The following is a 25,771-nucleotide window of genomic DNA, read 5'->3' on the forward strand; positions in this document are numbered from 1 at the left end:
CGACCTTGGGGATAACACACACGAGATCGTCGCAAGCGACGACCCTACAGCAGGAGCTTACTGCGCGCCGGCCAATGTGGCATGTCCGCCCTGCCGATACACGGTGCCGGCCTTCATCACGAACGCAACATGCTGAAGCTGGGCGCTGTCACTCAGCGGGTCCCCGGGCACGGCCACGATGTCGGCCAAACGGCCCGGCTGGATCGTGCCGATGCGGTCGGCGACACCGAGCAGGTCGGCGGCATTGCGCGTCGCCGTGAAGATCGCGTCCATCGGCGACAGGCCGCCGGCGATCATCAGGCCGAACTCCATTGTGTGGTCACCCTCGCCGATGTCGGTGCCATAGGCGATTGCGACGCCGGATTTCACCGCCAGCGGGAAATTCTGCTTCGGCAGCAGGTCGTTCGCCAGCTCCTTGGGCGCGGTGCCGGGCGAAAGCAGTTCCGGATGATCCCGGGCGGCCACATAGTAGACTTCGAACACCGTCAGGGTGGGCACCAGATACGTGCCATGCGTCTTCATCAGCGCAAAGGTCTGCGCCGTGGCGAACGAGCCGTGCTCGACGGAATCCACGCCGGCGCGGACCGCCGCCTCGATGGCGCCCGCCGGGTAGATGTGTGCGGCGACCTTCAGGCCCAGGGCATGGGCCGTGTCGACGGCGGCGCGCATCTCCTCATCGGTCATGAGCTGCTGGCGCGGATCGTCGCCGGTGGAGGCGATGCCGCCCGAGGGCATGATCTTGATCACATTCGCGCCGCGGCGCTTGTGCTCGCGCACACGGAGGCGGGCCTCCTCCGGGGTGTTGACGATGCCGTTGGTCCAGCCGGGATGGGACAGCCCGGCGTCCAGGCCGTTGCGCGGATCCCCGTGTCCCGCCGTCGGGCCGAGCGGTTCCAGCGAAACCCAGAGCCGGGGCCCGGCGATCTTGCCCGCGTTGATCGCGTCGCGCACGGCGACGGTGTCATCGCCGCCGCCCACATCGCGCGCGCTGGTGAAGCCCTGCTGCAGCATCGCCCGGGTGAAGACCGCGCCGTCGAACGCCCGGTCCAGCTCGGAATGGGTGAGCCAGTCCTCCGTGGCATTCACCTGGCTGGGCAGCTTGGCGGCAATGTGCACGTGGCAGTCGATGAAGCCGGGCAGCACGGTCTGGGTGGAAAGGTCGATGATCTCCGACCCCGCCGGGGTCTGGAAGCCGGGCTCGACCGCCGTGATGCGGTCGTTGTGGATCAGGATGCTGACGTTGTGCCGCGGCGCCGGGGCCACGCCGTCGACCAAGGTCCCGGCATGAATGACAACATCCTTGGCCGAAGCCGTAACGCCGAGCAGGGCCAGCACGAGCGGCGCGAGGCCGCGGGAAAAATGAGACGCGACACGCATGGTGGCGAAAGCACACGCTCCGGCCATTTCCGCGTCAACGAGATTAGCGGCCAACCGCTTCAAGTGCGGTTGACGTGGGCGGCACGACGGCAAAGCTGGCCGGGCCATGCCTGACTTCCGCGCTTACGCCCCGACCGTCCCCGCCGCGGCAACGGAAATCCGGCTCACGCCCGAGGAGAGCCATCATCTCGTGACGGTGAACCGCTGCGGGCGCGGCGATCCGGTGACCGCGTTCGACGGCCACGGCCGGGAGTGGCTGACCGAGTGCGCCGATGCCAGCAAGAGCGGCGCGGTGCTGCGCGTAAAGGAAACCAGACCGGCCAAGGCCCGTTCGTTTGAGATCACCCTCGCCCAGGCCCTGCCGAAGGGCTCGACCATGGATGACATCGTCCGCCAGGCGACCGAGGTCGGCGCCGCCCGCATCATCCCGCTGCTCAGCGAACGCACGCAGGTCCATCTCGACAGCGATCGCGCCGACAAGAAAATCGAGAAATGGCGCACCGCCGCCATCGAGGCCGCCAAGCAATGCGGCAACCCGTGGCTGCCCGAGATCACGCCAATTCAAAATTTTCCCAGCTTTCTCACTGCCGCTTCCGGCTACGACCTGAAGCTCATCGCCAGCCTGCACGCCGGCACCACGACCCTGAAGAAGACGCTCGCCATCTACGCAACGAAGCATGGCCATGCCCCGCGTTCGGTGCTCTGGCTGGTTGGTCCCGAGGGGGATTTCTCCCCGGGCGAGATGACCGCCGCCATCACCGCCGGCTGTGCGCCCATCACCCTGGGCCCCCTCGTGCTGCGCAGCGACACGGCGGCCGTCTATGCGTTGAGCATCCTGAGTCACGAACTGCAGCACTCTTAATGTAGGAGCCTGCTTGCAGGCGATTCAGGGCGCACGCCGACGATGCAAATTCTGATCACCTGCAAGCAGACTCCTACATCAAATAATCCCGTCACCTCCCCTATGAGATCCCCGCTGTTCCGCCGGGCGGTTGTTGCCGCCGCCTTGTTCATCGCGCCGTTCGCGTTCGCGCTCACTTCCCCAAAGGAACACTTCGGTTTCACCATTGGTGACGACTACCAGCTCGCCACCTACACGCAGACCGAGGCTTATTTCAAGAAGCTCGCCAGCGAGTCTGACCGGCTGAAGCTCGTCGACATCGGTCCCACGGAGGAGGATCGCCGCCAGTACATGGTGGTCTGCACCTCGCCGGCCAACCTGGCGAAGCTCGACCATTACCGTGACATCGCCCAAAAGCTCGCCCGCGCCGAGGGTGTGACCAAGGAACAGGCGCTGGCCCTTGCCGCCGAGGGCAAGGCCGTGGTCTGGATCGACGGCGGCCTGCATGCCACCGAGACGCTCGGCGCAGCGCAGCTGATCGAGTCGCTCTGGATCTTTGCCAGCCGCACCGATCCCGAGACGCTGCGCATCCTCGACAACGTCATCATCCTCTTCACCCACGCCAACCCCGACGGCCAGGAACTCATCAGCTCGTGGTATATGCGCCGGGCCGACCCGGCCACCCGCGTCGTCGACCGCGAGCCCAGGCTCTACCAGAAATACGCCGGCCACGACAACAACCGCGACTTCATGCTGACGAACCTGAAGGAGTCGCAGAACATCGCGCGCCAGCTCTACCTCGAGTGGTTTCCCCAGATCGTCTACAACCACCACCAGGCCGGCCCGACCGGCACGATTGTCGCCGGCCCGCCCTACCGCGATCCCTTCAATTACGTCTATGACCCGCTGCTCGTGGCGCAACTCGACGAGATCGGCGCCGCCATGCACAGCCGCTGGATCGCCGAGGGCAAGCCCGGCTCGACCATGAAGCGCGGCTCGGTGTTCTCGACGTGGTGGAACGGCGGCCTCCGCACCACCGTTTATTTCCACAACATGCTCGGCCTGCTCACGGAGACCGTCGGCAGCCCGACCCCGATGCAGATCCCGCTCGTGCCCGACCGCCAGCTCCCGTCCGGCGACCTGCCCTTCCCGGTGCCGCCGCAGACGTGGCACTTCCGGCAGTCCATCGAATACTCCCTCACCGCCAATTACGCCGTGCTCAACTACGCCGCCCGCCACCGCGACGAGCTGCTCTTCAATATCTGGCACATGGGCGCCAACTCCATCGATCGCGGCAGCCGGGACAACTGGACGCTCTCGCCGAAGCGCATCGCGGCCATGCGCGCCGCCGCGGCCGGCGACACGAAGGCCACCGGCGAGTCCGACGAAAGCCGTAGCGCCGGCCAGCGCGGCAACATCATTCCAGCGAAATACTACGACGAGGCGATCAAGAAGCCGGAGCTGCGCGATCCACGCGGCTACATCATCCCGGCCGACCAAGCCGACTTCCCGACCGCGGTCAAGTTCATCAACACCCTGATCAAGTCCGGCCTCGTCATCCACCGCGCCACGGCGGACTTCACCGTCGCCGGGAAAAACTACCCGGCCGGCTCCTACGTCGTGAAAACCGCGCAAGCGTTCCGGCCCTTCGTGCTCGACGCCTTCGAGCCGCAGGACCATCCGAACGACTTCCAATACGAGGGCGGCCCCCCGATTGCGCCCTACGACTCCGCCGGCTGGACCGTCGCCTACCAGATGGGTGTGAAGTTCGACCGCGTGCTCGACGCGTTCGACGGACCTTTCGCCCGCCTGCCCTATGGCGAGCTGCAGAATCCGCCCGCGGGCAAGGTCGGCAACGGCACCGGCGGCTGGCTCGTGAGCCACCGGGCCAACGACAGCTTCATTCTCCTCAACCGCCTGCTCAAGGCCGGCGCCGACGTTTACTGGCTCAAGACTCCGCCCGCCGGCTACCCGGACGCCGGCGCCGGCACACTTTATATCTCGGCCTCGGCCGCGGCGAAACCCATCGTGATAAAGGCCGCCGCCGAGCTCGGTCTCGACGCCACCGCCGTCACGCTTAAGACCGTCGGCGACGCCCTCAAGCTCGCGCCGGCGCGCATCGCCCTCTGGGACGAATACGGCGGGTCGATCCCGTCGGGTTGGACGCGCTGGTTGCTCGAACAGTTCGAGTTCCCCTTTGAAGTGGTCTACCCGCAGCAAATCGACGCCGGCGGCCTGCGCGCGAAATACGACGTGATCCTTTTCCCGACCGGTGCGGTCCCGCTGCCGAAGACCATGGGTGCGCTGAACCCGCGGCTCGACGAGTTCCTGATCAAGGTGCCCACGGGCGACGACCTGCCCGCGGCTTACCGCGGCTGGACCGGCAAGATCACCGAGGAGAAATCCGTGCCGGCGCTGAAGCAGTTCCTCGCCGACGGCGGCACGATCGTAGCCGTCGGCAGCAGCACCAACCTCGCCTATCACCTCGGCCTGCCCGTGCGCAACGCCCTCGTCGAAATGGGGCCCGGCGGCAAGGAACGCCGCCTGTCCCGCGAGAAGCTCTATGTGCCCGGCAGCATCCTCGCGACAAATGTCGATCCGGCCGCGCCGCTCGCGTGGGGCATGGACACCACGGCCGATGTCTACTTCGACGCCAGCCCGGTCTTCTCGCTCAAGCCCGAGGCCGCCGCGAAGGGCGTGAAACCCGTGCTGTGGTTCCCCAACGATCATCCGCTCCGCAGCGGCTGGGCCTGGGGCCAGTCCTACCTCGACCAGGGCGTTGCCGCGCTCGAGGCGCCGGTCGGCGCGGGCAAGCTCTACCTGCTCGGGCCCGAGGTGACGTTCCGCGCCGGCACGCACGGCACGTTCAAGCTCCTCTTCAACGGCCTCACCCTCAGCACGGCCAAACCGGCGAACTGAGGCGACTTTTGTAGGGTCGTCGCTTGCGACGACCTCGACTTGCGACGCAAAACAGGTCGCCGCAAGCGGCGACCCTACATTCATTTCCGGCCTGCGAGATACTTTGTGACGTCGTCGCCCGAGACCCGGCCGCCCGGGCCGGTGGCCTCGATATCGGTGATCGTCGCGGGATCGAGCCCGGCTTCCTGCGCCATCTTGGTGGCACGAGGCGTCCAGATCAGAGAACGGACGACCGAGGACGGAGGACTGCCAGGCCCTGTCCGGTCCGTCTTCTGCTCTCCGTTCTCGGTCCTCCGTCCTCCGTCATCCGTCATCCGCACCGCCAGGTGCCGCAGGCTCTCGTCGGACGTCTCCATCCGCAGGAAAGGCTGGCCCGAGGTGATCGCAGCGCCGTTCTTCGCCATGATCGCAAGCACGGTGCCCTCGACGGGCGATTCGAAGTCAAAGGCCGACTTGTCGCTTTCGAGCGCGGCGAGCTTCTGGCCCTTGGTGACTTTGGTGCCGGGCGTGACGGCGAGGTTGATGACGGTGAGTTCGCTCACCGTGGCGCCCATGGAGGGCACCGGCACGTCAATGATGAAGGTGGACATGAATAGATGCTTGGTTGCCAACCACGATGCCCAGCCGGGCGGCGCGGTCAATTCGGGAGGGGCGTTTGATTCGTTTGGTGGAGGCGGGACTATCAGTCCCGCGGATTTCAGGCTGCGGTGCCCAAGCCTCGCGGGACTGATAGTCCCGCCTCCAAGGACTCAAGACCTGACCGCCGCCCACACCTTGACACACGACGCAATCAGCGCGGGCAGCTCGGAAGTGGGAATCTGGTTCGGGCCGTCGGAAATCGCCTTCTCGGGATTCGGGTGCGTCTCGATAAACAGGCCGTCGGCGCCGGCCGCGAGCGCGGCTTTGGCCAGCGGCGGCACAAACTCGCGGCGGCCGCCCGTCTTGCCGCCCGCGGCGCCGGGCTGCTGCACGCTGTGCGTGGCGTCGAAGATCGCAGGATGCCCGAGCGCCTTCATTTGCGCGAACGAGCGCATGTCGACGACGAGGTTCTGGTAGCCGAAGGTGGTGCCGCGCTCGGTCTGCCAGATTTCCTTCGCCTTCCCCTGTTTCAATTTGCTCACGACAAACTCCATCTCCTGCGGCGAAAGAAACTGGCCCTTCTTCACGTTGACCACGCGGCCCGTCGCGGCGGCGGCGAGCAGCAGGTCGGTCTGTCGGCAGAGGAACGCCGGTATCTGCAACACATCGCAGACCTCGGCGACGATGGCGGCCTGCTGGCGCTCGTGGAAATCGGTGACGACCGGAAAACCGTAGTCTTCCTTGATCAGCGCCAGCAGCGCGAGGCCCTCGTCCATGCCCGGGCCGCGGTCGCCGCTGAGCGAGGTGCGGTTGGCCTTGTCGAACGAGCCCTTGAAAACGATCTTCAGCTCCGGGTGTTTTTTGCCGATCCTGGTCAGCGTCTCCGCGGCGGCGCGGCAGACCTTCTCGTTTTCCAGCGAGCAAGGGCCGGCGAGCAATAAAAGCTTCTTGGGATCGAATAACATAAAACAAACTCAGCGTGTCATTCTGAGCGAAGCGAAGAATCCAGAATGTGTCACGCCTGCGTTCATGGTGCTGGATCCTTCGCTGCGCTCAGGATGACAGAACTCGCTATTTCTTCCCCTTTTTCTGGTTCTTGATCGCGGCGGCGATGAAGGCGGCGAAGAGCGGGTGGGCCTTGTTCGGCTTGGATTGGAACTCCGGGTGGCACTGCACGCCGAGGAACCACGGGTGGCCCTTCAGCTCGGCCACCTCGACCAGGCCGCGCTTCGGGTTCCAGCCGCTGACGATCATGCCGGCCTTCTCGAGGCGGGCCAGGTAGTCGTTGTTGACCTCGAAGCGGTGGCGATGGCGCTCCGAAACGGTGTCCCGGCCGTAGGCCTTGCGCGCGAGCGTGCCGGGCTTGAGTTTGCACTCGTAGGCGCCAAGGCGCATCGTGCCGCCCTTCAGGACGACGTGGCGCTGCTCGTCCATCAGCGCGATGACCGGGTGCGGCGTCTTCACGTCGAACTCGACGGAGTTGGCGTCTTTCAGCCGGAGCACGTTGCGGGCGAACTCGATGATCGCGACCTGCAGGCCGAGGCACAGGCCGTAGTAGGGAATCCGGTGCTTGCGCGCGTAGCCGGCGGCGGCGATCTTGCCCTCGATGCCGCGGTCGCCGAAACCGCCGGGCACCAGGATGCCGTCGAGCGGCTTCAGCTTGGCGAGGCCGGCCTTCGTCTCGAGGCCCTCGGCGTCGATGCGGATGATTTTCACCCGGGCGTGGTTCGCGATGCCGGCGTGGGAAAGTGATTCGTAGACCGACTTGTAGGCGTCCTGCAGCTCGATGTATTTGCCGACCACGCCGATCTTCACCTCGTGCTTGGGCGACTTGATGCGGCGGACAACCTCGGCCCAGATGTTCTTCGGGTTCGGGCGGGCCTTCAGCCCGAGCAGCTGGACCACGAGCTGGTCGAGGCCTTCCTTCTGCAGCATGAGCGGCAGCTCGTAGATGGAGGACTCGACATCCATCTCCTCGATGACGGCCTTCGCCGGCACGTTGCAGAACATGGAAAGTTTTTCCCGCATCTCCGGCGTCATCGGGTGGTCGCAGCGGCAGCACAGGATGTTCGGCTGGATGCCGATCTCGCGGAGCTTGGCCACGCTCTGCTGCGTGGGCTTGGTCTTCAGCTCGCCCGCGGCCTTGAGGAAGGGGATCAGCGTGACGTGGATAAAAATGCAGTTGGCCGGCCCGACCTCGAGCGCGAACTGGCGCATGGCCTCGAGGAACGGCAGGCCCTCGATGTCGCCCGTCGTGCCGCCGATCTCGGTGATGAGGACGTCCACGCCCTTGCCGCCGCCGTAGATGCGCTTCTTGATCTCGTTCGTGACGTGCGGGATCACCTGCACGGTCTTGCCGAGATAATCGCCGCGGCGCTCCTTCGCGATGACGGCCTCGTAGATCTGGCCGGAGGAAAGGCTGTTGTGGCGGGAGAGTTTGCCGGAGGTGAAGCGCTCGTAGTGGCCGAGGTCGAGGTCGGTCTCCGCGCCGTCGTCGAGCACGTAGACCTCGCCGTGCTGGAAGGGGCTCATCGTGCCCGGGTCCACGTTGAGATAGGGGTCGAACTTCTGGATGCGCACCTTGAGCCCGCGCATCTCGAGGAGGGCGCCGAGCGCCCCCGCCGTGAGCCCTTTGCCCAAAGAAGAAACGACGCCGCCCGTGACGAAAATATACTTCATCGCGTATGGACAAAAACCGCCCCCGAACCATACACAAGAAAAAGGTGGCCGCTGGGTGTTTTCCGCCGCGGAAAACGCGCAAAATAGTTTGCCGCTCCCCCGCCCCCGCCCATCCTCCGGGCGTGCAGTCGAAACCTTCCCTTCTGGCCTGGATCACCTGCGACGGCGTCCACATCGACCCCGCGTCGGGCAAGCACACCATCCTCGGCGTGTTCTCCAACATCAAGGCCCGCTCCTTCCCGGTCATGCACCCCTACATGGTGTGGTTTCTGACGCTGACCGACGTCCAGCCCGGCACGCACAAGATCAAGATGTCCATGGGCCTCGATCCCACCAATCCCGCCGAGCTCCTCCACCGCGAGTTCGAATCCCAGAGCCCCCTGCACCGCATCAACCTGATCAACGAGCTCCGCAATCTCCGCTTCGAGCAGCCGGGCGACTACTCCATCGTCATCGAGGTCGACGACGACCCGATCCTCGCCACGAGCCTGACGGTAAGTTGAGCATCTGGTTTTTAACCACTAATCCACGCTAATGGGGCACTAATTTCCCCGACCTGTTTTCGATTAGTGTTCATTAGTGTCAATTAGTGGTTCCTCTCCGTTTCTTCATGTCCTCGCATACGTTTGAACTCATCGGCATTGGCAATCCCATCATGGACCTGCTCGCGCACGTCCCCGAGTCGTTCCTCACCGCCCACGTGGCCGGCGAGAAGGGCGGCATGGTGCTCGTCGACCACGCGGACATCGAACAGCTCGTCGCCCGGCTCGGCACGGACTACGCCGTGACCTCCGGCGGCTCGGCCGCCAACGCCGTGCTCGGCGCCACCAAGCTCGGCCTGCGCACCACCTTTCTCGGCAAGATCGGCGGCGACATCACCGCGCAGGACTACCGCACCAACTTCACCGCCGCCGGCGGCGACGGCTCCCGCTTCAAGCACACCGCCCTGCCCAACGGCCGCTGCCTGTCCCTGGTGACGCCCGACGGCCAGCGCACCATGCGCACCTGCCTCGGCGCCGCCATGACCCTCAGCCCCGACGAGATCACCGCGGCGGATTTCGCCGGCGCGAAGCACGCGCACATCGAGGGCTACCTGCTCTTCAATCCCGCGCTCGCCGAGAAGGTCGCGCGCACCGCCCGCGCCGCCGGCTGCACCATCAGCCTCGAACTTTCCTCCTTCGAGGTCGTCAACGTCGCCCGCGACTGGATCCTCGGCCAGTTGCAGCAGGGCGTGCACGTCGTCTTCGCCAACGAGGACGAGGTCCGCGCGCTTTTCCAAAAGGACGCCTCCTACGACGCCTATGCCCGCCAGCTCGCCGGTTACGGTGGCATTGCCTGCGTGAAGATCGGCAAGGACGGCGCGTGGGTCGCCCAAGGTTCCGACCTGCACCGCATCGACCCGGCCAAAGTCGCGCGCGTCACCGACACCACCGGCGCCGGCGACGCCTGGGCCGGCGGCTTCCTCTACGGTTACCTGCGGGGACTTTCGCTGGCCGGGGCCGGCGCCCTGGGCTCGGCCCTCGGCGCGGAGTGCGTGCAGCACCTCGGCCCCGCTATCCCGGATCATCAATGGCCGCGGCTGCGGGCCCTGGCCCAATCGCTAAAGTAGGGTTAATTCCCGGGCGCGGATTTCGCCGGCTTGCAGGAAACAACCGGTTGGCCGAGTGTCCCACCGTGCACCCCACGATGAAAACCGCCGGCCTGCACCTGCTTGCTTTCGTGGTGACCGGGACGCTCGCCGCCCAGGAACCGGTCCCGGCCGCGCCGGTAAAGACTTCCCTGCGGTTGCAGGCAGAAATCCGGGCCAGCCTGCCGCCCTTCACGCCGCCGCCCCCGAAGGTGCTCGACCAGCCCCATGACAGCGGAATCGAAACCGACCCCGATCTCTTCGCCCTGCCCAAATTCACCGTGAAGGAAAAACGCCCGCCCGGCCACGATCCCGATTTGTGGCAGACCGAACGCGCCATCCAGCGCAAGGCCATGCTGGCCTACCAGGATACCATGACTCCGTTGGAATGGGCCCTGAACAGTTGGTTTATTCCGATCCTCAGCGCCCCGGCCTCGGTTCGTGCCCGCGCCGCCTATCACGAAAACAAAATTGCCAGCCAGGTGAGCCTGATGACCCATGTCGCCGGGATCCACCAACTGCTCGATGCAAAAAACCCGGACCTGTTGAAAAAAGCCGTGACCGACATGGGGCAGGCCGACGACTGGCAGAGCCGTCCCGCGGGTGCCGGTCGCGCAAAATAGTATCGGCATCCGGGAAACTTAGAGCCTATCTCCTGTCTACTCCCCTACCATGAAACTGTCCGCCGTAGCCCTTGCCCTGATTGCGACTGTTTCTGTCGCCGCGACCGAGCCGGCCGCGGCGCCCGCTCCCGCCACGCCGCCTTCCCCCGCGCTCTCCGCCGAGATCGCGCAGCAACTGACCGCGACGCTGCCGGGCTATGTCCCGCCCGCCCCGGCCAAGCCGGTCGAGCCCATCGTTCCCACCGCCACCAATATCCGCGAACAATCCATCGCGCGCGCGCCGGACAACCAGAAGGCGGGCACGCCCGACCCCGAGGTGCTGGAGCTGCCCAAGATCACGGTCAAACAGCAGCCGAAGCCGCGCGTGCGCCTGGGTGAAGGCACCATCCTCGGCCCCAAGGCCTTTAACGACGAGCTGGCGAAGAAAAACCTCTCGGCGTTCGATCGCAATTTCCTCAACAAGTTCACGCTACCCCTGTTCGGCACCTCCGCGGCGGACCGCGCCCGCGAGGACTACAACATCGCGCAGAAGCAGCAGTTCCTGAGCGATGTGTCGACCATCGCCAAGGCCGCCGAGCAGACCGATCCCGCCGCCGCCAAGGCCCTCCGCGAGGCCGCCGCCAAGCCGTAATCCTGTAGCGGCGCCCTATTGAGCGCCGTCGCCCGATCCGGCGGTCATAGACCGCCGCTACAGTTTCGCGAGCAGCGCGCGCGCGATCGCCTCCCACTCCGCCGCCAGCCCGCCCGTCGCCGCCGGTTGTCCGGCCCGGGCATACCAGTAACCGGCGTTCATCTCGTCGCCCTCCTTCCGATGCAGATAGGCGTGCACCCACGCCCCGTCGGCCCCGCCCGCGGCCTGCGCCGCCTCGTGCGCCTCGTCCCACCGGCCGGCGGCGTCGAGCCACAGGGCCCGCAGCGGCCCGCCGAGCCCCGGCGGGAGCGCGGCCCCGGCCGTGGATTTCTGGAAATCTGCAAATGGCATTTGCACGCCCATCGTTCTCTGTTTTCGTAACGCTTCGCGCCGCCACGGCGACGAAATTTTCCCTTGTCCCCCACCGAAGTCACCATCCTCCGCGAACTCCTCGCCGCCGACGCCGGCACCGTGTCGGGCGCCCGGCTGGCCCGGCTGCTGGGCGTGTCGCGCGTCGCCGTCTGGATGCAGCTGCAGAAGCTCACCCGGCAGGGCTTTGTCTTTGAGGCCCGCCGCAGCCGCGGCTACCGGCTGGTCCGGACCCCGACCACCCTGCATGCCGCCCTGGTCCAGGCGCACCTGAGCGGCCGGCCGCGGCCGCCGCGCCTCGTCTGCCTCGACACGGTCGACAGCACCAACAGCGAAGCCGAACGCCTCCTCGCCAGCGGCGCCGCCGTTCCGCTCGTCATCCTCGCCAGCGCCCAAACCGAGGGCCGGGGCCGGCGCGGGCGCGTCTGGCACAGTCCACCGGCCGGCAATCTCTATAGCACCTTTGTCTTCCGCCCCAAGCTTGAGCCGGCCCGCCTGCAGGACTTCACCCTCTGGATGGGGCTGAACGTCTGCGAGCTCGTCTCCAATTTCGCCAGGCTCGAACCCGGCCTCAAGTGGCCGAACGACCTGCTCGTGAACGGCCGCAAGGCCGGCGGCATGCTCACCGAGGCGCGCATCGACGCCGACCAGATCCGGGACCTCGTCTTCGGTCTCGGTCTCAACCTCAACGGCCGCACCGCCGATCTGCCGCGCGACCTTCAGCGCACCGCCATCTCGCTGGCCGACGCCACCGGCGCCCCGCTCGACCTGAACCGCTTCGCCGCCGCCCTCATCGGCCGGGTTCTCTCCGCCTACGACCAGTTCCTCGAGGGCGACTACCGGGACAAGTTTGTCGCGCTCTGGAAACGCTACGATGTGCTGCGCGGCCGCCCCGTGAGCGTCACCCAGGGCACCCGCACCGTCGCCGGCACCGCCACCGGCATCGACGACGAGGGTTCGCTGATCGTCCGGCTCACCTCCGGTCGCACGGAACGGTTCCGCGCCGGCGAGGTCACCTTATCCCGGGAATCCGCTCCAGTTGGTCGATAGGCAAGGCTTGCCCGCGGGGCCGAATCCCCGTGTAAATATCCCCGCGGCATGGCCGAAATCCCCGACATCACCATAGAGGTCTCCCATCTGGTCAAAACCTACGGCGCACTCACCGCCGTCAACGACCTGAGCTTCTCCGTGCAGCGCGGCGAGATTGTCGGTCTGCTCGGCCCCAACGGCGCGGGCAAGAGCACCACCATGCGCATCCTGACGGGCTATCTGCCGGCCAACTCCGGCTCCGTCCGCATCTGCGGCCACCCGGTGGCCAGCGAACCCGAGGCCACCAAGCGCCACGTCGGCTACATGCCGGAGAATAACCCGCTGCCCGACGACATGCGCGTCTCCGAATACCTCTGGTTCCGCGGCCGGCTCAAGGAGATGCCCCGCACCCGGCTCCGCGCGCGCATCGACGAGGTGCTCGAGCTGTGCGACCTCAAGCGCAACCGCCACCGCATCCTCGGCCGCCTCTCCAAGGGCAACAAGCAGCGCGTCGGCATCGCCGAGGCCATCCTCGCCGAGCCCGCGGTCATCATCATGGACGAGCCGACCATCGGCCTCGACCCGCACCAGATCATCATCGTGCGCGACCTCATCGCCAGCCTCCGGGGCCGGATGAGCGTCATCATCTCCAGCCACATCCTGCCCGAGATCGAGGCCACCTGCGACCGCGTGCTCATCATCAACGGCGGCCGCATTGTCGCCCAAGGCTCGCCCGCCGAGCTCCGCCACGAGATCTTCGGCTCCACCAGCTACCGCGTCGAGCTCGCGGGCGAGACCGACGCCCTCGCCGCCCAGCTCAAGGCCATCGACCCCGCCCTCACGGTGGCCGCGCTGGGCGATTGCGGCGCCGACGGCTTCTGCACGGCCACGCTCGTGACAGCGTCCGCGGCCGACCTCGGCGAGCAGCTCCTCGCCGCCCTCCCCGCCCTCGGCTACCGGGTGCGGTCGCTCGGCCACACCCAACCCTCCCTCGAGGACGTCTTCCTGGCCGCCACCCGCCGCAGCTGGGACGCCCGTCTGCCCGACAAGCCGGTCAACGGCGACAGCCGTGCCCCGCTGCCGAAATTTTGAAAGACTGAAGGACTGAAGAAGTGAAAGGCTGAAACCAAACCCCACCAATCCAATCCCAACCATCCCCCTTTTCCGCCTTCAGCCATTCAGTTCTTCCGCCCTTCAGCCTTTTCCCCGAATGCGCCACTACTTCACCATCTTCTCCCTCGAGGTCCGCACGCTGCTCTACAGCCCGAGCACCTACATCGCCGCCGTGTTCTTCCTCGGCGTCATGGGCTTTTTCTTCAGCAACATCCTGGAGATCTACAGCAAGGCGCCGCAGGAGACGCCGCCCGCGGTCGTCTTCTTCCAGGTATTCTGGTTCCCGGTGCTGTTCATGGTGCCGCTCCTCACCATGAAGACCATCGCCGACGAGCGGCGCCAAGGCACCCTGGAGACGCTGCTGACCACGCCGGTCAACACCGCCGAGGTCGTGCTCGGCAAGTTCTCCGCCGCCTACCTCTTCTACCTGCTCCTCTGGGGCTCGACCCTCGGCTTCCACTACCTCCTGCAGCTCTACGCCCGGGACAGCCGCTACCTCGACCCCGCCCCGCTCCTCGGCGGCTACCTGTTCATCGCCGTCAGCGGCCTGCTCTTCATCGCCATCGGCATCCTCGCCAGCTCGATGACGCGCAGCCAGCCCGTAGCCGGCATTTTCACCGTGGTGCTCCTGATCCTCGTCATCCTCGGGCCGCGCTACCTCGGCGAGATCAGCGCGCTCAACGCACCCGTCCTCAACCCCGTGAAGAGCGCGCTCGATTCGCTGCAGATCTTCACCCACGTCGAGGATTTCACGCACGGGATCATCGATACCCGGCAGCTGTTCTACTACCTGACCGGTTCCGCCCTCGCCCTCCTCTTCAGCATCCTCGGCGTCGAGGCCAAGCTGCTCAACGGCTGATCCGGGTCACCACGAAACACCCCAAAAACACGAAATGAACGACCTGTCGCCCAGCGTATTCCGTGATATCCCGGCCCACTTTCGTGTGCTTCGTGTGTTTCGTGGTGCCTCTCTGTTCTGATGCATTTTTCCGACAGCTTCCGCGCCGCCCGCTGGATCCGGTTGATCAACCTGCTGTTGCAGGCCGTGCTGTTCCTCGCGCTGTTCGCCGGACTCAACTACCTCGCCCTCAACCACGCCTGGCGCTTCGACGCCACCGCCAGCCGCCGGCACTCCCTTTCCCCTGAGACCAAGTCCTACCTCGAGCGCCTCGAGCGCGACGTAACGATCACCGTCACCTTCACCGAGAGCAACGACAGCGAGGAACTGACCCAGGCCTACCGCGACATCAGCACGCTGCTCCGTGAATACAGTTACTTCGCCCGCGGCAACAGCAAGGCGCACCTCGCCGTCCGCTACGTCGACGTCTACCAGAGCCGGCGCGAGGCCGAGGCGCTCGGCGTTGCCGACCAGCCCAACATCATCATGCTGGCGAGCGACGGCCACACCCGCGCGCTGCGGCTCGACGAGCTCTATGTCATCAAGAAGAAGGTCAGCCGCGAGGCCTTCCGGGGCGAGGCCGCCATCACCGCCGCCATCCTCGATGTCTCCAGCGCGGAAAAGAAGAAAATCGTCTTCCTTGCCGGCCACGGCGAGATGTCGCCCGACAGCATCGACGGCGCCCGGGGCCTCTCGCAGCTCCGCGACCAGCTGCGCCAGCGCAACTATGACCTCGAGGTGGTCAACCTCAGCCTGACCCGCAAGATCGACGACAAGACCGCGCTCATCATCATCGCCTCGCCGCTGAGCCGCTTCCAGCCCTTCGAGGAGGAGCTGCTGCGCAATTACCTGACCACCCGCGCCGGCCGCGTCATCCTCATGGTCGATCCGGCGCGCCAGTTTGGCCTGGAGAACCTGCTCTTCGACTGGGGCGTGCTCGTCTACGACAACATCATCCTGGACAAGGACCCCAGATACATGTCGGAAAACGGCGAACTCATCCTGAGCCATTTCCTGCCCCACCCCATCACCCAGCTGATCATCGACAACGCCCTGTTTCCGCTGGTCGGCCCGACCCGCGTCGTGAGCGAGGACATCGGCCGCTCGCCGGACGACGGCCTCAGCGTGAAGACCCTCGTGGCCAGCAGTCCCAACTCCTGGGGGGAAAGCGGCTACCGCCTCCACAATGCCGAATACACTCCCGGCCAGGACCTGCGCAAGCGCAACGGCCTCGGCATCCTCGTGATCTCGGAGCGCCTCAAGCCCGCCAACCTCCCGCTCAGCGTGCCGGGCGGCCGCCTCGCCGTGTTCGGCACCGCCGACCTCGTCACCAACAACCGCATCATCAGCGGCGGCAACTTCCCCCTCTTCCTCAACACCGTCAGCTGGGCCGTCGACCGTGACACCCAGCTCAACGTCCCGGCGCGGCCCATCGAGCGCTTCCAGCTCGCCCTCAGCCAGGAGGAGCTCAGCCGCCTTCGTCTCGGCCTTTTCCTCATCGTGCCCGGTCTCGTCGCCCTGCTCGGCCTCATCGTCTACTGGACCAGGCGGAATTGATTTAGCCCTGAGCAATAAGCGATAAGCCCTGAGCTTTCCATTCCCTGTGAACCTCCGCCCCAACCCACTGAGCGAGCTTAAAGCTTAGCGCTTATCGCCTACCGCTGTTCCTGCCATGCGCTCCAAAGTCACCGTCGTCCTGCTCTTCCTCAATGTCGTCCTGTTCGCCTACATCTGGTTCTACGACCTGCCGCACATCCGCGAGGCGCAGACCCTGGAGAGCCGCCGCCGCGTGCTCGGGCCCGAGGCCGCCACCATCGAGGCGCTCACGCGCACCAACCGCGCCGGCGAAACGGTGAAGCTCGAAAAGCGCACCGACTCCTGGTGGCTCACCGTCCCCTATGAATGGCCGGCCGACCGCAACGCCATCGCCGGCCTGCTCAGCACCCTCGAGCTGCTCGAGCACGAGACCAGCTTCCCCGTCGCCGAGCTCGCCGCGAGCGGCCGCAGCCTCGCCGACTACGGGCTCGCGGATCCCGCCCTCACCCTCGGGTTCACCTCGGCCGGCCGGAACTACACCCTCAAGATCGGTGACACCACCGAGGTGGGCAACCGCCTCTACGTTCTCTCCGCCGACGGCACCCGCATTCACGTTGTCAGTCGCAGCCTCGCCGAGGCCATCAGCCTCCCCCTCGACACCCTGCGCGCCGCCTCCCTCTTCACCGTGCCGGTGTTTGAGGTCCGCTCCCTCAACGTCCAGACCGCCGCGCCCGCCAACCTCAAGGTCCGCCTCCGCCGCGACGCCGCCGCCCACTGGGCCTTCGAGGCGCCCATCAACGCCCGGGCCAGCAAGGCCGCGGTCGAGGTGACCATCAACTCGGTGAACGCGCTCACCGCCCGGACCTTCCTCGAGCCCCGCGACACCGACCTCGATCGCGCCGGCCTCAACTCCCCGGCCCTGCGCGTCACCCTCGAGGGCAATGCCCGCCGCGAGACCCTGCTGCTCGGCAATCCCACCGGTGCGGTCATCCCGCCGCGCGAGGGCACCACCGTGCCCGACACCGAGTATTTCGCGAAGATCGAGGACAAGACCGTGGTCTTCACCACCGTCGTTCCGAAGCCGCTGCTCGACGTGCTCCGCGCGGCCCAGGAAGAGCTGCGCGACCCGCGGGTGCTCGACTTCGAGCCCGCCACCGTCACCGCGTTCACCATCGTCGCCCCTGGCCAGCCCGAGCTGGCGCTGCAAAAACTGGAGGGCGAGCAGGGCTGGCAGGCCATTGTGCGCGTGCCCGGCTCGACGCCCTCGGCCATCGCCGCCGATCCCGGCGTCGTGACGGAGTTGCTGCAGAAAATCTCCCTGCTCTCCGCCCGCGAGGCCCGGCCGGGCGCCCCCAAGTTCCTCAGCGACGCCCCCGCCGCCAGCGACCTCGAAAACTGGGGCTTCAACCGCCCTGAGCGGGAGATCACCCTCAACCTCAGCACCGGCGGCGGCCCGCTCGGCAAGGAAGCCTCGACCCTCACGCTGCAGGTCGGCGTCTCGCCCGACAAACCCGGCGAGGCCTTCGCCCGCGTGACCAACGCTCCTTTCGTCTACCAGATCCTGCCCGACATTCTCGATGACGCGCCCGCGTTGGCCCGGCATTTCCGCCGCCGGATCCTGCGCGAACTGCCGGAGGCCGCCCGCATCACCGAGCTCAAGCTCACCGCGCTGCCCGCCGGCACCGAGGTGTTCACCGCCCGCAACGAAACCGCCCTCACCGCCGAGTCGCTGGCCTCGGCGAAGCTCTCCGACAAGGCGCGGACCGTGCTGGCCACCCTGCTCGGCCAGTTGCGCACCCTGCGGGCCAAGGCTTTCACCGCGGGCACCTTCACGGCCGACCACGCCGAGACCCCGCGGGGACCGCAGCCGTGGAAATACCAGCTGGATGCCACGCTCGTGCTCCCCGGGGGCAACGGGGCCGCGCCGACGCCCACCGTTTCCACCCTTTATTTCACCGACCGGCTCGGCGGCACCACCATGCTCGTGGGCACGCCGGAATTCGACGGCGTCGTCTTCGAGGCCACGCAGGAGATGCTCGATGCGGTCTTCGCCCTCACCTACGTCGAGAAGCAGGATCCCGGCCCGCCCGCCCCGGCCTCGGTGCCGACGACAGCGCCACCGCCGACGAAGCTTTAACTGTAGCGGCGGTCTATGACCGCCGTTCCCCGATGCATGCACCAGCCACGCCTCCACCGCCTCGCCCGCATTCATCTCAAACACCCACTCTATTTCGTCACGCTGTGCTCATTTGAGCGAAAACCCATTCTGCTCCGACCAACCACGCACGAAGCCTTCGTTCAATTCTGCGAAAAGGGCGCCGACCGCGGGGCCTTTGTCGGACGCTACGTTCTCATGCCTGATCACCTGCACTTGTTTGTTACCTTCAGCCTCGGAGATATATCCCTTTCGGATTGGGCAAAATCCCTGAAGAACACCCTTTCGAAATCGTGGTGCTCGGCCGGGGTTACGGCTCCCCATTGGCAAAAGGGATTTTTTGATCACGTTATGCGTTCCGCGGATTCCTACGATCAGAAATGGAATTACGTTGCCGCCAATCCCGTCCGCGCCGGCTTGGCCGCCACGCCCGAAGCGTGGCCCTATCAAGGCTCAATCCATGAACTGCATTTCTAACCCTGTGGCGGCGGTCTGTGACCGCCGTGTCGGTCAACGGCGGTCATAGACCGCCGCTACAGCAGCCCGCCTCGATGCCCGCCCAACCCACCCAACAAAAGCCCGCGCTGACCGTGCTGCGGTTCTGCGGCTCCTGTCTCGTCACCGTGGCGTGCTGGGCGGTGTGGCTCGTGCTGGGGGCGACGCTGGCCACCCTCATCTATGTGGCGACGGCCCGGGAACTGCCGGTGCCCGACTTCATGCTCCGGCGCGCCGAGGCGGAGCTGACCCGCGCCGGCCTCACGCTCAAGTTCGGCCGTGCCCGCCTGGATCCCACCGGGATCGTCTTGCTCGAGAACGTCCAGTTCCACTCCCGTTCGTTCGAGGAACCGCTGCTCACCTGCCGGTCGCTCTACCTGCGCTGCGACATCTGGTCGGTGCTCGCGGGCCGCCCCATCCCCGATGAGATCCGGCTCGAGGGCGCCGCGCTCCAGCTCCCCGCCATGCTTTCGCCGAGCGGCACCGTCGAGCCGCTGATCCACGACGTGGCCCTGGTGCTGCGGCACGAGGATGAGCGCTGGCTGGTGGACCAGTTCAACGGTCGCATCGGCCAGCTGGTGCTCACCGCCCGGGGCGAGGTGACGCTGCCCGCCCTCGCGCCCGGCGCCCCCGCCCTCACGCCCGACCAGCTCACCGGCCAGTTCCTGCAGGTCAGCCGGCAGTTCGCCAGCCAGCTTCATCGCCTCGAGGCCTTCGATTCGCCCGTGCTCGCGGTCCGGCTCGAGAGCCCGCCGGGGATCGGCAACACCGCGCATCTGCTGCTGACGACCGTCGCGGCGCACCAGCCGTGGGGCCAGCCGCTCACCCTCGGCCCCCTGGCGGCCACCGGCACGCTCCGGCTCGACGGCAAGGGGCCGCGGGTGCTGCGCCTGCATGCCGCGGCCCGTCACGCCCGCTACCAGGAGACTTACTCGGCGGAAATGGTGCGCGCCATCCTCAGCCTCGATCTCTCGCCGGACAATCTCGGCCTGCACCCGCGCGAGGCGCTCGTGGCCGTCGGCGAGCTGGCCGCGCCGGGCGCCTCCGCCCTCGGCCCCGTGCTCCGCGCCGACCTGACCCGCTGGCCCGACGTGTCGGCCGCGCTCGCGACCCAGCTCAGCGGGGAGTTCCTGGCCCTGGAGGTCGACGCCCGGCTGGCCGAGCAAAGCGCGCGCGTGCGCGCCGAGGGCCGCGGCTCGCCCGAGTTCATCAGCCGGGTGCTGAACCAGATCACGCCGCGCGCCGCGTCGTATTTCGTGTTCGGCGACCCCGTGGCCTTCCGCGCGGAGGCCGTGCTGGATCCGGGCTGGCGCTTCGCCCGCCTCTCCAGCCGCGTCGACGCCCGCCGGCTCGACTCCCACGGGGTGAAGATCACCGCCGCGCGCGGCCGGATCGATATCGAGGGCATGAGTTTTCTCGCCCACGACGCCCGCGTGGAGCTCGGCGAGAATTTTGCCCGTGGCTCCTACTGGATGAATTTCACCACCACCGACTACCGCATGCTCCTCGAGGGCCGGTTGCGGCCGCCCGAGATCAACGGTTGGTTCAAGGGCGACTGGTGGCTGAATTTCTGGAACGCCCATTTCGCCTTCCCCGTCGCCCCGCCGACCGCGGAGGTTGATCTGTCGGGCCGCTGGCGGGACCCGAGCCGCACGGTTTACTTCGGGAGCAGCGACGCCCGCGACGCCACCGTCTGGGGCGGCGAATTCGAGCAAACCCACGCGGTGCTCTTCCTCCGGCCCCACTTCACCCACGGGCTGGCGCTCGCGGCGACGCGCGCCGGCGGCGCGCAGCGGGTGACCGGCACCTTCAAGCGCACCGCGGACGCGCCCGGGCTCGGCCGGTTCGATTTCGATTTCGACTCGACCGTGGACCCCGCCGTCATCGGCCGGATGCTCGACGGCAAGGCGGACGACGTGCTGGCCAGCCTGCGCTTTACCTCGCCGCCGCACGTGCACGCGCTGGGCACGGTCGGCACGACCAACGAATACACCTTCACCGGTTCCGCCGCCGGCGGGCTGCATTACCACGGCTTTCCCCTCGACTCGGCCCGCGTCACCGGGGGCGTCACGGGCTCCGAGGTGCGGCTCGACGCGATTGAGTTCACGATGGCCGGCGGCAAGGGCGCGGGCAAGGTCACGGTCTCCGGCCCGCCGGATGCCCGCCGGATCGGCTTCGACGTCACGGTCGGCGGCGCGGACCTGGCCCGCAGCATCCGCGCCGTTGAGGAGTATCAGGCCAACCTCACCGGCACCAAGCCCGCCGCGGTGGCGGACAGCAAGTTCATGAAGCGCGCCGAGGGCGGCCGCCTTGACGTCAGCTTGTCGGCCACGGGCCGGCCCGGCGATCTCCCCAGCTTCACCGGCACCGGCAACGCCTCGCTTGCCGGCGCCGAACTCGGCGAGATCCATCTCTTCGGCCTGCTTTCGCAGGTGCTCAGCGGACTGTCGCTGAATTTCACCTCGCTGAAGCTGGACGCGGCCCGCACGAGCTTTCGGATGGAAAATGGCCGGCTGCTTTTCCCCGACCTCAAGATCACCGGCAGCACCGCCGTCATCGATGCGCGCGGGAATTTCACCTTCGCCACCAGCGCGCTCGACTTCACCGCCCGGCTCAAGCCCTACGAGGAAAACCGCAACCTGATCACAGGCGTGATCGGCCTCGTCATGAACCCGCTCACCAGTATCCTCGAACTCAAGCTCACCGGCCCCGTCAGCAAACCCGACTGGTCCATCGTCGTCGGCGGCTCATCTTCCCACCCGGAGGCGCCGGCCCCGGCCACAAAATCCCCGCCCGAATCTCCGCCCATCACCGAACCGGCAAAACCTATTCCCCCAAAGAGTTAATACACGACGGTTGGGTGAACAGAGGAAATCCCGGGCGACCTAGGTGAAACCCCCTAAAAACCATTGCCAGCCGAATGGCGCCGCCCTAGCAAACTGAGCGCACCACATGCCGCCCCCATCGAGTCGATTCCGGCAACGCCTGTTTGCCTACGGCTACCTGACGCCCTTTGCCGCCCTGGCAATCTACGGGCTGCTGGGCTGGTGGGCTTGGCAGACCGGCAACCTGGGCCTGGTGCAGCCGCGCTCCTATGATGCCGCGCTTCCGGCCAACGCCTGTGCATGCTTCGTGTTGCTCGGCCTGGCGCCGATCGCCGTCGGCCTCGGCTGGCCGCGCACCGGGCTGACCCTCGGCTCGCTCGTGACGTTGGTGGCCTGGGCCACGCTCATCCAGGGCCCGCTCAACGTAGATTTCGGCATCGACGACCTGCTGGTGAACCATGCGGCCGTCGTCGCCGGCCCGGATATCTCCCGCATGCCCGCCGCGCTCGCGCTGGTGCTGATGGGCAGCGGGCTGTTGTTCATCTGGCTGGCCAACCGGCCCGGGGATAAGCGCCGGCCCATCCTGCTCGCGTTGCTCGGCTCGCTCGCCGCCGCCTACGGCCTGACCGGCCTCGCGGCCTACCGCACCGGCCTTAACAGCGTCGAGCCGTGGCAGGCCTGGGCGCGCCTCGGCCCGCCCACCGCCCTGCTGCTCATCGTGCTGGGCAACGCCCAGATCTGGCTGGCCGCCCGCGATGACGCCGACCGGCTCGGCAGCGGCCCGCGCTGGCTCTGGCTTCCGGTCGTCGCCTGCAGCCTCACCATCACCTTCACCTTCTGGGTCGCCCTCCGCCAGCGCGAGCTCAGCTACACCAACAGCACGACCCAGCTCACGATCAACAACATCGCCGCCCTCTACAGCGGCGAATCCGAAACCGGCATCGAGGGCCTGACCCGCCAGGCCCGCCGCTGGACCCGCACCACCAGCCTCACCCAGGCCGAGTGGGAGGCCGAGGTTGCCGAATACCTCCGTGACGTCCCCGGCTATCGCTCCATCGAGTGGGTTGACGCCGGGCTGCGCACCCGCTGGTTCTGGCCGCACGAGGGCAACGAGGACGCGGCGTCCTTCGACCACGCGGGCCACCCGCTGCGCCGCGCCGCCGCCGAGACCGCGCGTTCGTCCTTCAGCTTCGCCATCGCCGCCCCGCTCGAGCCGCCGCTGCAGTCCCCCACGTTCGCCGCTTACATCCCCGTCACCCGCGCCGGAGCCGCCGGCGGCTTCATTGTCGGCGAGTTCTATTACGACCGGCTCTTCGACCAGATCGACCGGCGGCTCAATCTCTCCCGTCGCTACCGGGTCAGCGTCACCATCGCCAACCCCGGGCTCGGGCCCGACGCGGGCCGCACCCTGAAGGTCTACGAGTCCATGACCCCGGATGAGGCGCTGGACGAGCGCCTCCGCCAATCCGCCTCCTACCACATTCTCAACCAGAGCCTGACCATCACGCTGACCCCGCGCCCCGTCTTCCTCACCGCCAACCGCCAATACCTGCCCGAGGTCGCCCTCTGTGCCGGCCTGGGCGTCAGCCTGCTCTTCGGCCTCGTCGTCAACCTCGCCCAGTCCGCCCGCCGCCGCCAGCGCGCCGCCGAGCTCACCAGCGGGCAGCTGCGCCTGGAGAACGAGGAACGTCGCCGCGCCGAGGCCGGCCTCAAGACCGCCGATGAGCGCCTCAACCTCGCCTTCGACTCCACCCAGGTCGGCGTCTACGAGTGGGACGTCGAGAGCGACCTGGTGTATTGCACGCCCAGCATCTGGAAGCTCATCGGCTACGACCCCGAGGAGATGCCCACCACCGGCTCGGGCTGGCTCAACCTGCTCCACGGCGAGGACCGGCCCGCGGTTCGCGCCGTCATCGACGCCCACTTCCGCGGCGAGACCCCCTTCATCGAGATCGAGCATTGCGTGCTGCACCACTCCGGCGAGTGGGTCTGGATCGCGCTCCGCGCCAAGTGCACCTCGTTCACGGCCAGCCGGCACCCGCGCCGCGTCCTCGGCACCATCCAGAACATCAACGCCCGCAAGCGCGCCGACGAGGCCCTCCGCGCCAGCCAGGCCGAGAGCCGCAAGCTCTCGCTCGTCGCCAGCAAGACCGACAACGCCGTCATCATCACCGACCCGCTCGGCCGCATCGAGTGGGCCAACGCCAGCTACTCCCGCCTCACCGGCCGCAAGCTCCCCGAGATCCACGGCCACCCGCTCACCGAGCTGCTCGCCAGCCCCGACGCCGACGCCGGCGCGGTCGGCCGCATCAACGCGGCCTTTGCCACCCGCGAATCCATCACCACCGACGCCGTCCAGCTCGCCACCGGCGACCGCCGCTTCCACGTCCACCTCGACGTGCAGCCCGTGCTCAGCGACGACGGCGAGGTCGAGAACTTCATCGCCATCGAGACCGACATCACCGCGCGCGTCGAGACCGAGCAGCAGCTCCGCCGCGCCAAGGCCGAGGCCGACGCCGCCTCGCGCGCGAAGTCCGAGTTCCTCGCCTCCATGTCGCACGAGATCCGCACGCCGATGAACGGCGTCATCGGCATGACCAGCCTGCTGCTCGAGACGGACCTCTCGCCGGAGCAGCGCGACTACGTCAGCACCATCCGCACCAGCGGCGATTCCCTGCTCTCCATCATCAACGAGATCCTCGACTTCTCCAAGATCGAGTCGGGCAAGATGGCGCTGGAGAGCCAGCCCTTCGAGGTCGCGCAGTGCGTCGAGGAGGCCGTCGACATCTTCTCCGCCCAGGCCGGCGCCAAGGGCCTCGAGCTTGCCTATGTCATCGATCCTCTCGTCCCGGCCTGCGTCCTCGGCGACATCACCCGGCTCCGCCAGGTGCTCGTCAACCTGGTGAACAACGCCGTGAAGTTCACCCCGGCCGGCGCCATCACCCTCGAGGTCACCGCCGACGCCGCCACGACGGGCCGCCCCGACGACGAGAAGATCCTCCTCGATTTCTACGTCACGGACACCGGCATCGGCATCCCGTCCGACCGGATGGGGCTGCTCTTCAAGCCGTTCAGCCAGGTGGACGCCTCGACCACGCGCAAATACGGCGGCACCGGTCTCGGTCTCGCCATCTGCGACCGCCTGGCGCAGCTCATGGGCGGCAGCATCGATGTCACCAGCACACCGGGCAAGGGTTCGCGCTTCCATTTTTGCATCCAGACCAACGCCGTCGACCTGAGCGCCGACACGCCCGCGCTCTTCAGCCCCCTGCCCGCCGGCGCCCGCGTGCTCGCGGTGGACGACCTGCCCGTGAACCGCACCGCGCTGGGCCATTACCTGAAGAGCTGGAACCTCATCCCCATGCTCGCGGCCGACGCGGCCGACGCCATGCAGCAGGCCGCCATCGCCCCGCTCTCCGCCGCCATCATCGACGAGCAGCTGTCCGGCCGCTCGGGCCTCGACCTGATCGCCGGGTTGCACGCGCTGTATCCCGGCCTGCCGGTCATCCTGCTCACGCCCGCCGCCACCACGGTCAGACGCAGCGAGAGCAGCGACCCGCTCATCTACCGCCTGGCCAAGCCCATCAAGCCCTACCCGTTGCACGACACCCTCCGGCGTGTCATCACCGACGCCGGCCCGCACGCCCCCGCCTCGTCCAACACCGGTGTGGCCATCCGCCTGGCCGACACGCTGCCGCTCGACATCCTGCTCGTGGAGGACAATCCCGTGAACCAGAAGGTCGCCCTGCGCTACTTCGAGCGCATGGGTTACCGGGCCGATGCCGTCGCGAACGGCCTGGAGGCGGTTCATGCCATGCGCGAGCGCAACTATCACCTGCTCTTCATGGACGTGCAGATGCCCGAGATGGACGGCCTCGAGGCCACGCGCCAGATCCGCGCCATCATTTCGCCGGAACGCCAGCCCGTCATCGTCGCCCTCACCGCCAACGCCATGCAGGGCGACCGCGAACGCTGCCTCGAGGCCGGCATGAACGACTACATCACCAAGCCCGTGAAGATCGACGAGATCCAGGCGGTCATCTCGCGCCACTTCAGTCCGCCGGCCTGAGGTGGA

19 protein-coding genes are annotated in these 25,771 nt (G+C 67.3%); 14 read left to right on the forward strand and 5 right to left on the reverse strand.

What is annotated here, in order from left to right:
- Nucleotides 1-57: 57 nt before the first annotated feature.
- Complete coding sequence (locus BLU29_RS02850; RefSeq protein WP_197677753.1) at nt 58-1,377, reverse strand: amidohydrolase family protein; 1,320 nt, start codon at nt 1,375-1,377, stop codon at nt 58-60.
- Nucleotides 1,378-1,483: 106 nt separating this feature from the next.
- On the opposite strand from BLU29_RS02850, the gene BLU29_RS02855 reads away from it, so the two are divergent.
- Nucleotides 1,484-2,239 (forward strand): RsmE family RNA methyltransferase, encoded by a 756-nt coding sequence (locus tag BLU29_RS02855; protein ID WP_091055068.1) that lies wholly within the window; start codon nt 1,484-1,486, stop codon nt 2,237-2,239.
- 102 nt (nt 2,240-2,341) lie between these two features.
- Nucleotides 2,342-5,137, forward strand: a complete 2,796-nt coding sequence (locus BLU29_RS02860; protein ID WP_091055069.1) for a M14 family metallopeptidase — start codon at nt 2,342-2,344, stop codon at nt 5,135-5,137.
- A gap of 80 nt (nt 5,138-5,217) precedes the next feature.
- Here the strand turns inward: BLU29_RS02860 and BLU29_RS02865 are convergent, their stop codons facing one another.
- The 3 genes from BLU29_RS02865 to BLU29_RS02875 form a co-directional block, all read right to left on the reverse strand.
- A complete protein-coding gene (locus tag BLU29_RS02865) occupies nt 5,218-5,727 on the reverse strand; it encodes a biotin/lipoyl-containing protein (RefSeq protein ID WP_091055070.1) in 510 nt (169 codons plus the stop codon).
- 159 nt (nt 5,728-5,886) lie between these two features.
- Entirely contained in the window at nt 5,887-6,681 is a 795-nt protein-coding gene (gene kdsA, locus BLU29_RS02870) for a 3-deoxy-8-phosphooctulonate synthase (protein WP_091055071.1), read from the reverse strand.
- A gap of 106 nt (nt 6,682-6,787) precedes the next feature.
- Nucleotides 6,788-8,395, reverse strand: coding sequence for a CTP synthase (locus BLU29_RS02875; protein ID WP_091055072.1), 1,608 nt, complete (start codon nt 8,393-8,395; stop codon nt 6,788-6,790).
- A gap of 122 nt (nt 8,396-8,517) precedes the next feature.
- Here BLU29_RS02875 and BLU29_RS02880 point away from each other — a divergent pair, with 122 nt between their 5' ends.
- From BLU29_RS02880 to BLU29_RS02895, 4 genes are all read left to right on the forward strand, one after another.
- Nucleotides 8,518-8,898, forward strand: a complete 381-nt coding sequence (locus BLU29_RS02880; RefSeq protein WP_091055073.1) for a hypothetical protein — start codon at nt 8,518-8,520, stop codon at nt 8,896-8,898.
- A 107-nt stretch (nt 8,899-9,005) separates the two neighbouring features.
- Nucleotides 9,006-10,004 carry an adenosine kinase gene (locus BLU29_RS02885; protein WP_091055074.1) on the forward strand — a complete coding sequence of 333 codons (999 nt, stop codon included), beginning with the start codon at nt 9,006-9,008 and terminating at the stop codon, nt 10,002-10,004.
- 77 nt (nt 10,005-10,081) lie between these two features.
- Complete coding sequence (locus BLU29_RS02890; protein WP_157693578.1) at nt 10,082-10,645, forward strand: hypothetical protein; 564 nt, start codon at nt 10,082-10,084, stop codon at nt 10,643-10,645.
- Between the two features lie 49 nt (nt 10,646-10,694).
- Nucleotides 10,695-11,276 carry a hypothetical protein gene (locus tag BLU29_RS02895; RefSeq protein ID WP_091055076.1) on the forward strand — a complete coding sequence of 194 codons (582 nt, stop codon included), beginning with the start codon at nt 10,695-10,697 and terminating at the stop codon, nt 11,274-11,276.
- 57 nt (nt 11,277-11,333) lie between these two features.
- On the opposite strand, the gene BLU29_RS02900 is transcribed toward BLU29_RS02895, so the two are convergent.
- Nucleotides 11,334-11,627, reverse strand: coding sequence for a hypothetical protein (locus BLU29_RS02900; protein ID WP_091060857.1), 294 nt, complete (start codon nt 11,625-11,627; stop codon nt 11,334-11,336).
- Between the two features lie 63 nt (nt 11,628-11,690).
- Between BLU29_RS02900 and BLU29_RS02905 the strand changes: the two genes are divergently transcribed.
- From BLU29_RS02905 to BLU29_RS02940, 8 genes are all read left to right on the forward strand, one after another.
- Entirely contained in the window at nt 11,691-12,695 is a 1,005-nt protein-coding gene (locus BLU29_RS02905) for a biotin--[acetyl-CoA-carboxylase] ligase (RefSeq protein WP_091055077.1), read from the forward strand.
- Nucleotides 12,696-12,743: 48 nt separating this feature from the next.
- Entirely contained in the window at nt 12,744-13,766 is a 1,023-nt protein-coding gene (locus BLU29_RS02910; RefSeq protein WP_091055078.1) for an ABC transporter ATP-binding protein, read from the forward strand.
- Between the two features lie 118 nt (nt 13,767-13,884).
- Nucleotides 13,885-14,646, forward strand: coding sequence for an ABC transporter permease (locus BLU29_RS02915; RefSeq protein ID WP_091055079.1), 762 nt, complete (start codon nt 13,885-13,887; stop codon nt 14,644-14,646).
- A gap of 120 nt (nt 14,647-14,766) precedes the next feature.
- Nucleotides 14,767-16,242 carry a GldG family protein gene (locus BLU29_RS02920; protein WP_091055080.1) on the forward strand — a complete coding sequence of 492 codons (1,476 nt, stop codon included), beginning with the start codon at nt 14,767-14,769 and terminating at the stop codon, nt 16,240-16,242.
- A gap of 115 nt (nt 16,243-16,357) precedes the next feature.
- Nucleotides 16,358-18,358, forward strand: coding sequence for a DUF4340 domain-containing protein (locus BLU29_RS02925; protein WP_091055081.1), 2,001 nt, complete (start codon nt 16,358-16,360; stop codon nt 18,356-18,358).
- Nucleotides 18,359-18,373: 15 nt separating this feature from the next.
- Nucleotides 18,374-18,853 carry a transposase gene (locus BLU29_RS02930; RefSeq protein ID WP_091055082.1) on the forward strand — a complete coding sequence of 160 codons (480 nt, stop codon included), beginning with the start codon at nt 18,374-18,376 and terminating at the stop codon, nt 18,851-18,853.
- Nucleotides 18,854-18,927: 74 nt separating this feature from the next.
- Nucleotides 18,928-21,717 carry an AsmA-like C-terminal region-containing protein gene (locus BLU29_RS02935; protein WP_091055083.1) on the forward strand — a complete coding sequence of 930 codons (2,790 nt, stop codon included), beginning with the start codon at nt 18,928-18,930 and terminating at the stop codon, nt 21,715-21,717.
- Between the two features lie 106 nt (nt 21,718-21,823).
- Complete coding sequence (locus tag BLU29_RS02940) at nt 21,824-25,765, forward strand: response regulator (protein WP_091055084.1); 3,942 nt, start codon at nt 21,824-21,826, stop codon at nt 25,763-25,765.
- Nucleotides 25,766-25,771: the final 6 nt, after the last annotated feature.

It is taken from the genome of Opitutus sp. GAS368 (assembly GCF_900104925.1).
In the GTDB taxonomy this organism is placed as follows: Bacteria; Verrucomicrobiota; Verrucomicrobiia; order Opitutales; family Opitutaceae; genus Lacunisphaera.

What these genes read in the sequence shown, in the direction of transcription:
- BLU29_RS02850 (WP_197677753.1), bottom strand. Translation starts at nt 1,377, where the DNA reads ATGCGTGTCGCGTCTCATTTTTCCCGCGGCCTCGCGCCGCTCGTGCTG.
- BLU29_RS02855 (WP_091055068.1), top strand. Translation starts at nt 1,484, where the DNA reads ATGCCTGACTTCCGCGCTTACGCCCCGACCGTCCCCGCCGCGGCAACG.
- BLU29_RS02860 (WP_091055069.1), top strand. Translation starts at nt 2,342, where the DNA reads ATGAGATCCCCGCTGTTCCGCCGGGCGGTTGTTGCCGCCGCCTTGTTC.
- BLU29_RS02865 (WP_091055070.1), bottom strand. Translation starts at nt 5,727, where the DNA reads ATGTCCACCTTCATCATTGACGTGCCGGTGCCCTCCATGGGCGCCACG.
- kdsA (WP_091055071.1), bottom strand. Translation starts at nt 6,681, where the DNA reads ATGTTATTCGATCCCAAGAAGCTTTTATTGCTCGCCGGCCCTTGCTCG.
- BLU29_RS02875 (WP_091055072.1), bottom strand. Translation starts at nt 8,395, where the DNA reads ATGAAGTATATTTTCGTCACGGGCGGCGTCGTTTCTTCTTTGGGCAAA.
- BLU29_RS02885 (WP_091055074.1), top strand. Translation starts at nt 9,006, where the DNA reads ATGTCCTCGCATACGTTTGAACTCATCGGCATTGGCAATCCCATCATG.
- BLU29_RS02890 (WP_157693578.1), top strand. Translation starts at nt 10,082, where the DNA reads ATGAAAACCGCCGGCCTGCACCTGCTTGCTTTCGTGGTGACCGGGACG.
- BLU29_RS02895 (WP_091055076.1), top strand. Translation starts at nt 10,695, where the DNA reads ATGAAACTGTCCGCCGTAGCCCTTGCCCTGATTGCGACTGTTTCTGTC.
- BLU29_RS02900 (WP_091060857.1), bottom strand. Translation starts at nt 11,627, where the DNA reads ATGCCATTTGCAGATTTCCAGAAATCCACGGCCGGGGCCGCGCTCCCG.
- BLU29_RS02910 (WP_091055078.1), top strand. Translation starts at nt 12,744, where the DNA reads ATGGCCGAAATCCCCGACATCACCATAGAGGTCTCCCATCTGGTCAAA.
- BLU29_RS02915 (WP_091055079.1), top strand. Translation starts at nt 13,885, where the DNA reads ATGCGCCACTACTTCACCATCTTCTCCCTCGAGGTCCGCACGCTGCTC.
- BLU29_RS02920 (WP_091055080.1), top strand. Translation starts at nt 14,767, where the DNA reads ATGCATTTTTCCGACAGCTTCCGCGCCGCCCGCTGGATCCGGTTGATC.
- BLU29_RS02925 (WP_091055081.1), top strand. Translation starts at nt 16,358, where the DNA reads ATGCGCTCCAAAGTCACCGTCGTCCTGCTCTTCCTCAATGTCGTCCTG.
- BLU29_RS02930 (WP_091055082.1), top strand. Translation starts at nt 18,374, where the DNA reads ATGACCGCCGTTCCCCGATGCATGCACCAGCCACGCCTCCACCGCCTC.
- BLU29_RS02935 (WP_091055083.1), top strand. Translation starts at nt 18,928, where the DNA reads ATGCCCGCCCAACCCACCCAACAAAAGCCCGCGCTGACCGTGCTGCGG.
- BLU29_RS02940 (WP_091055084.1), top strand. Translation starts at nt 21,824, where the DNA reads ATGCCGCCCCCATCGAGTCGATTCCGGCAACGCCTGTTTGCCTACGGC.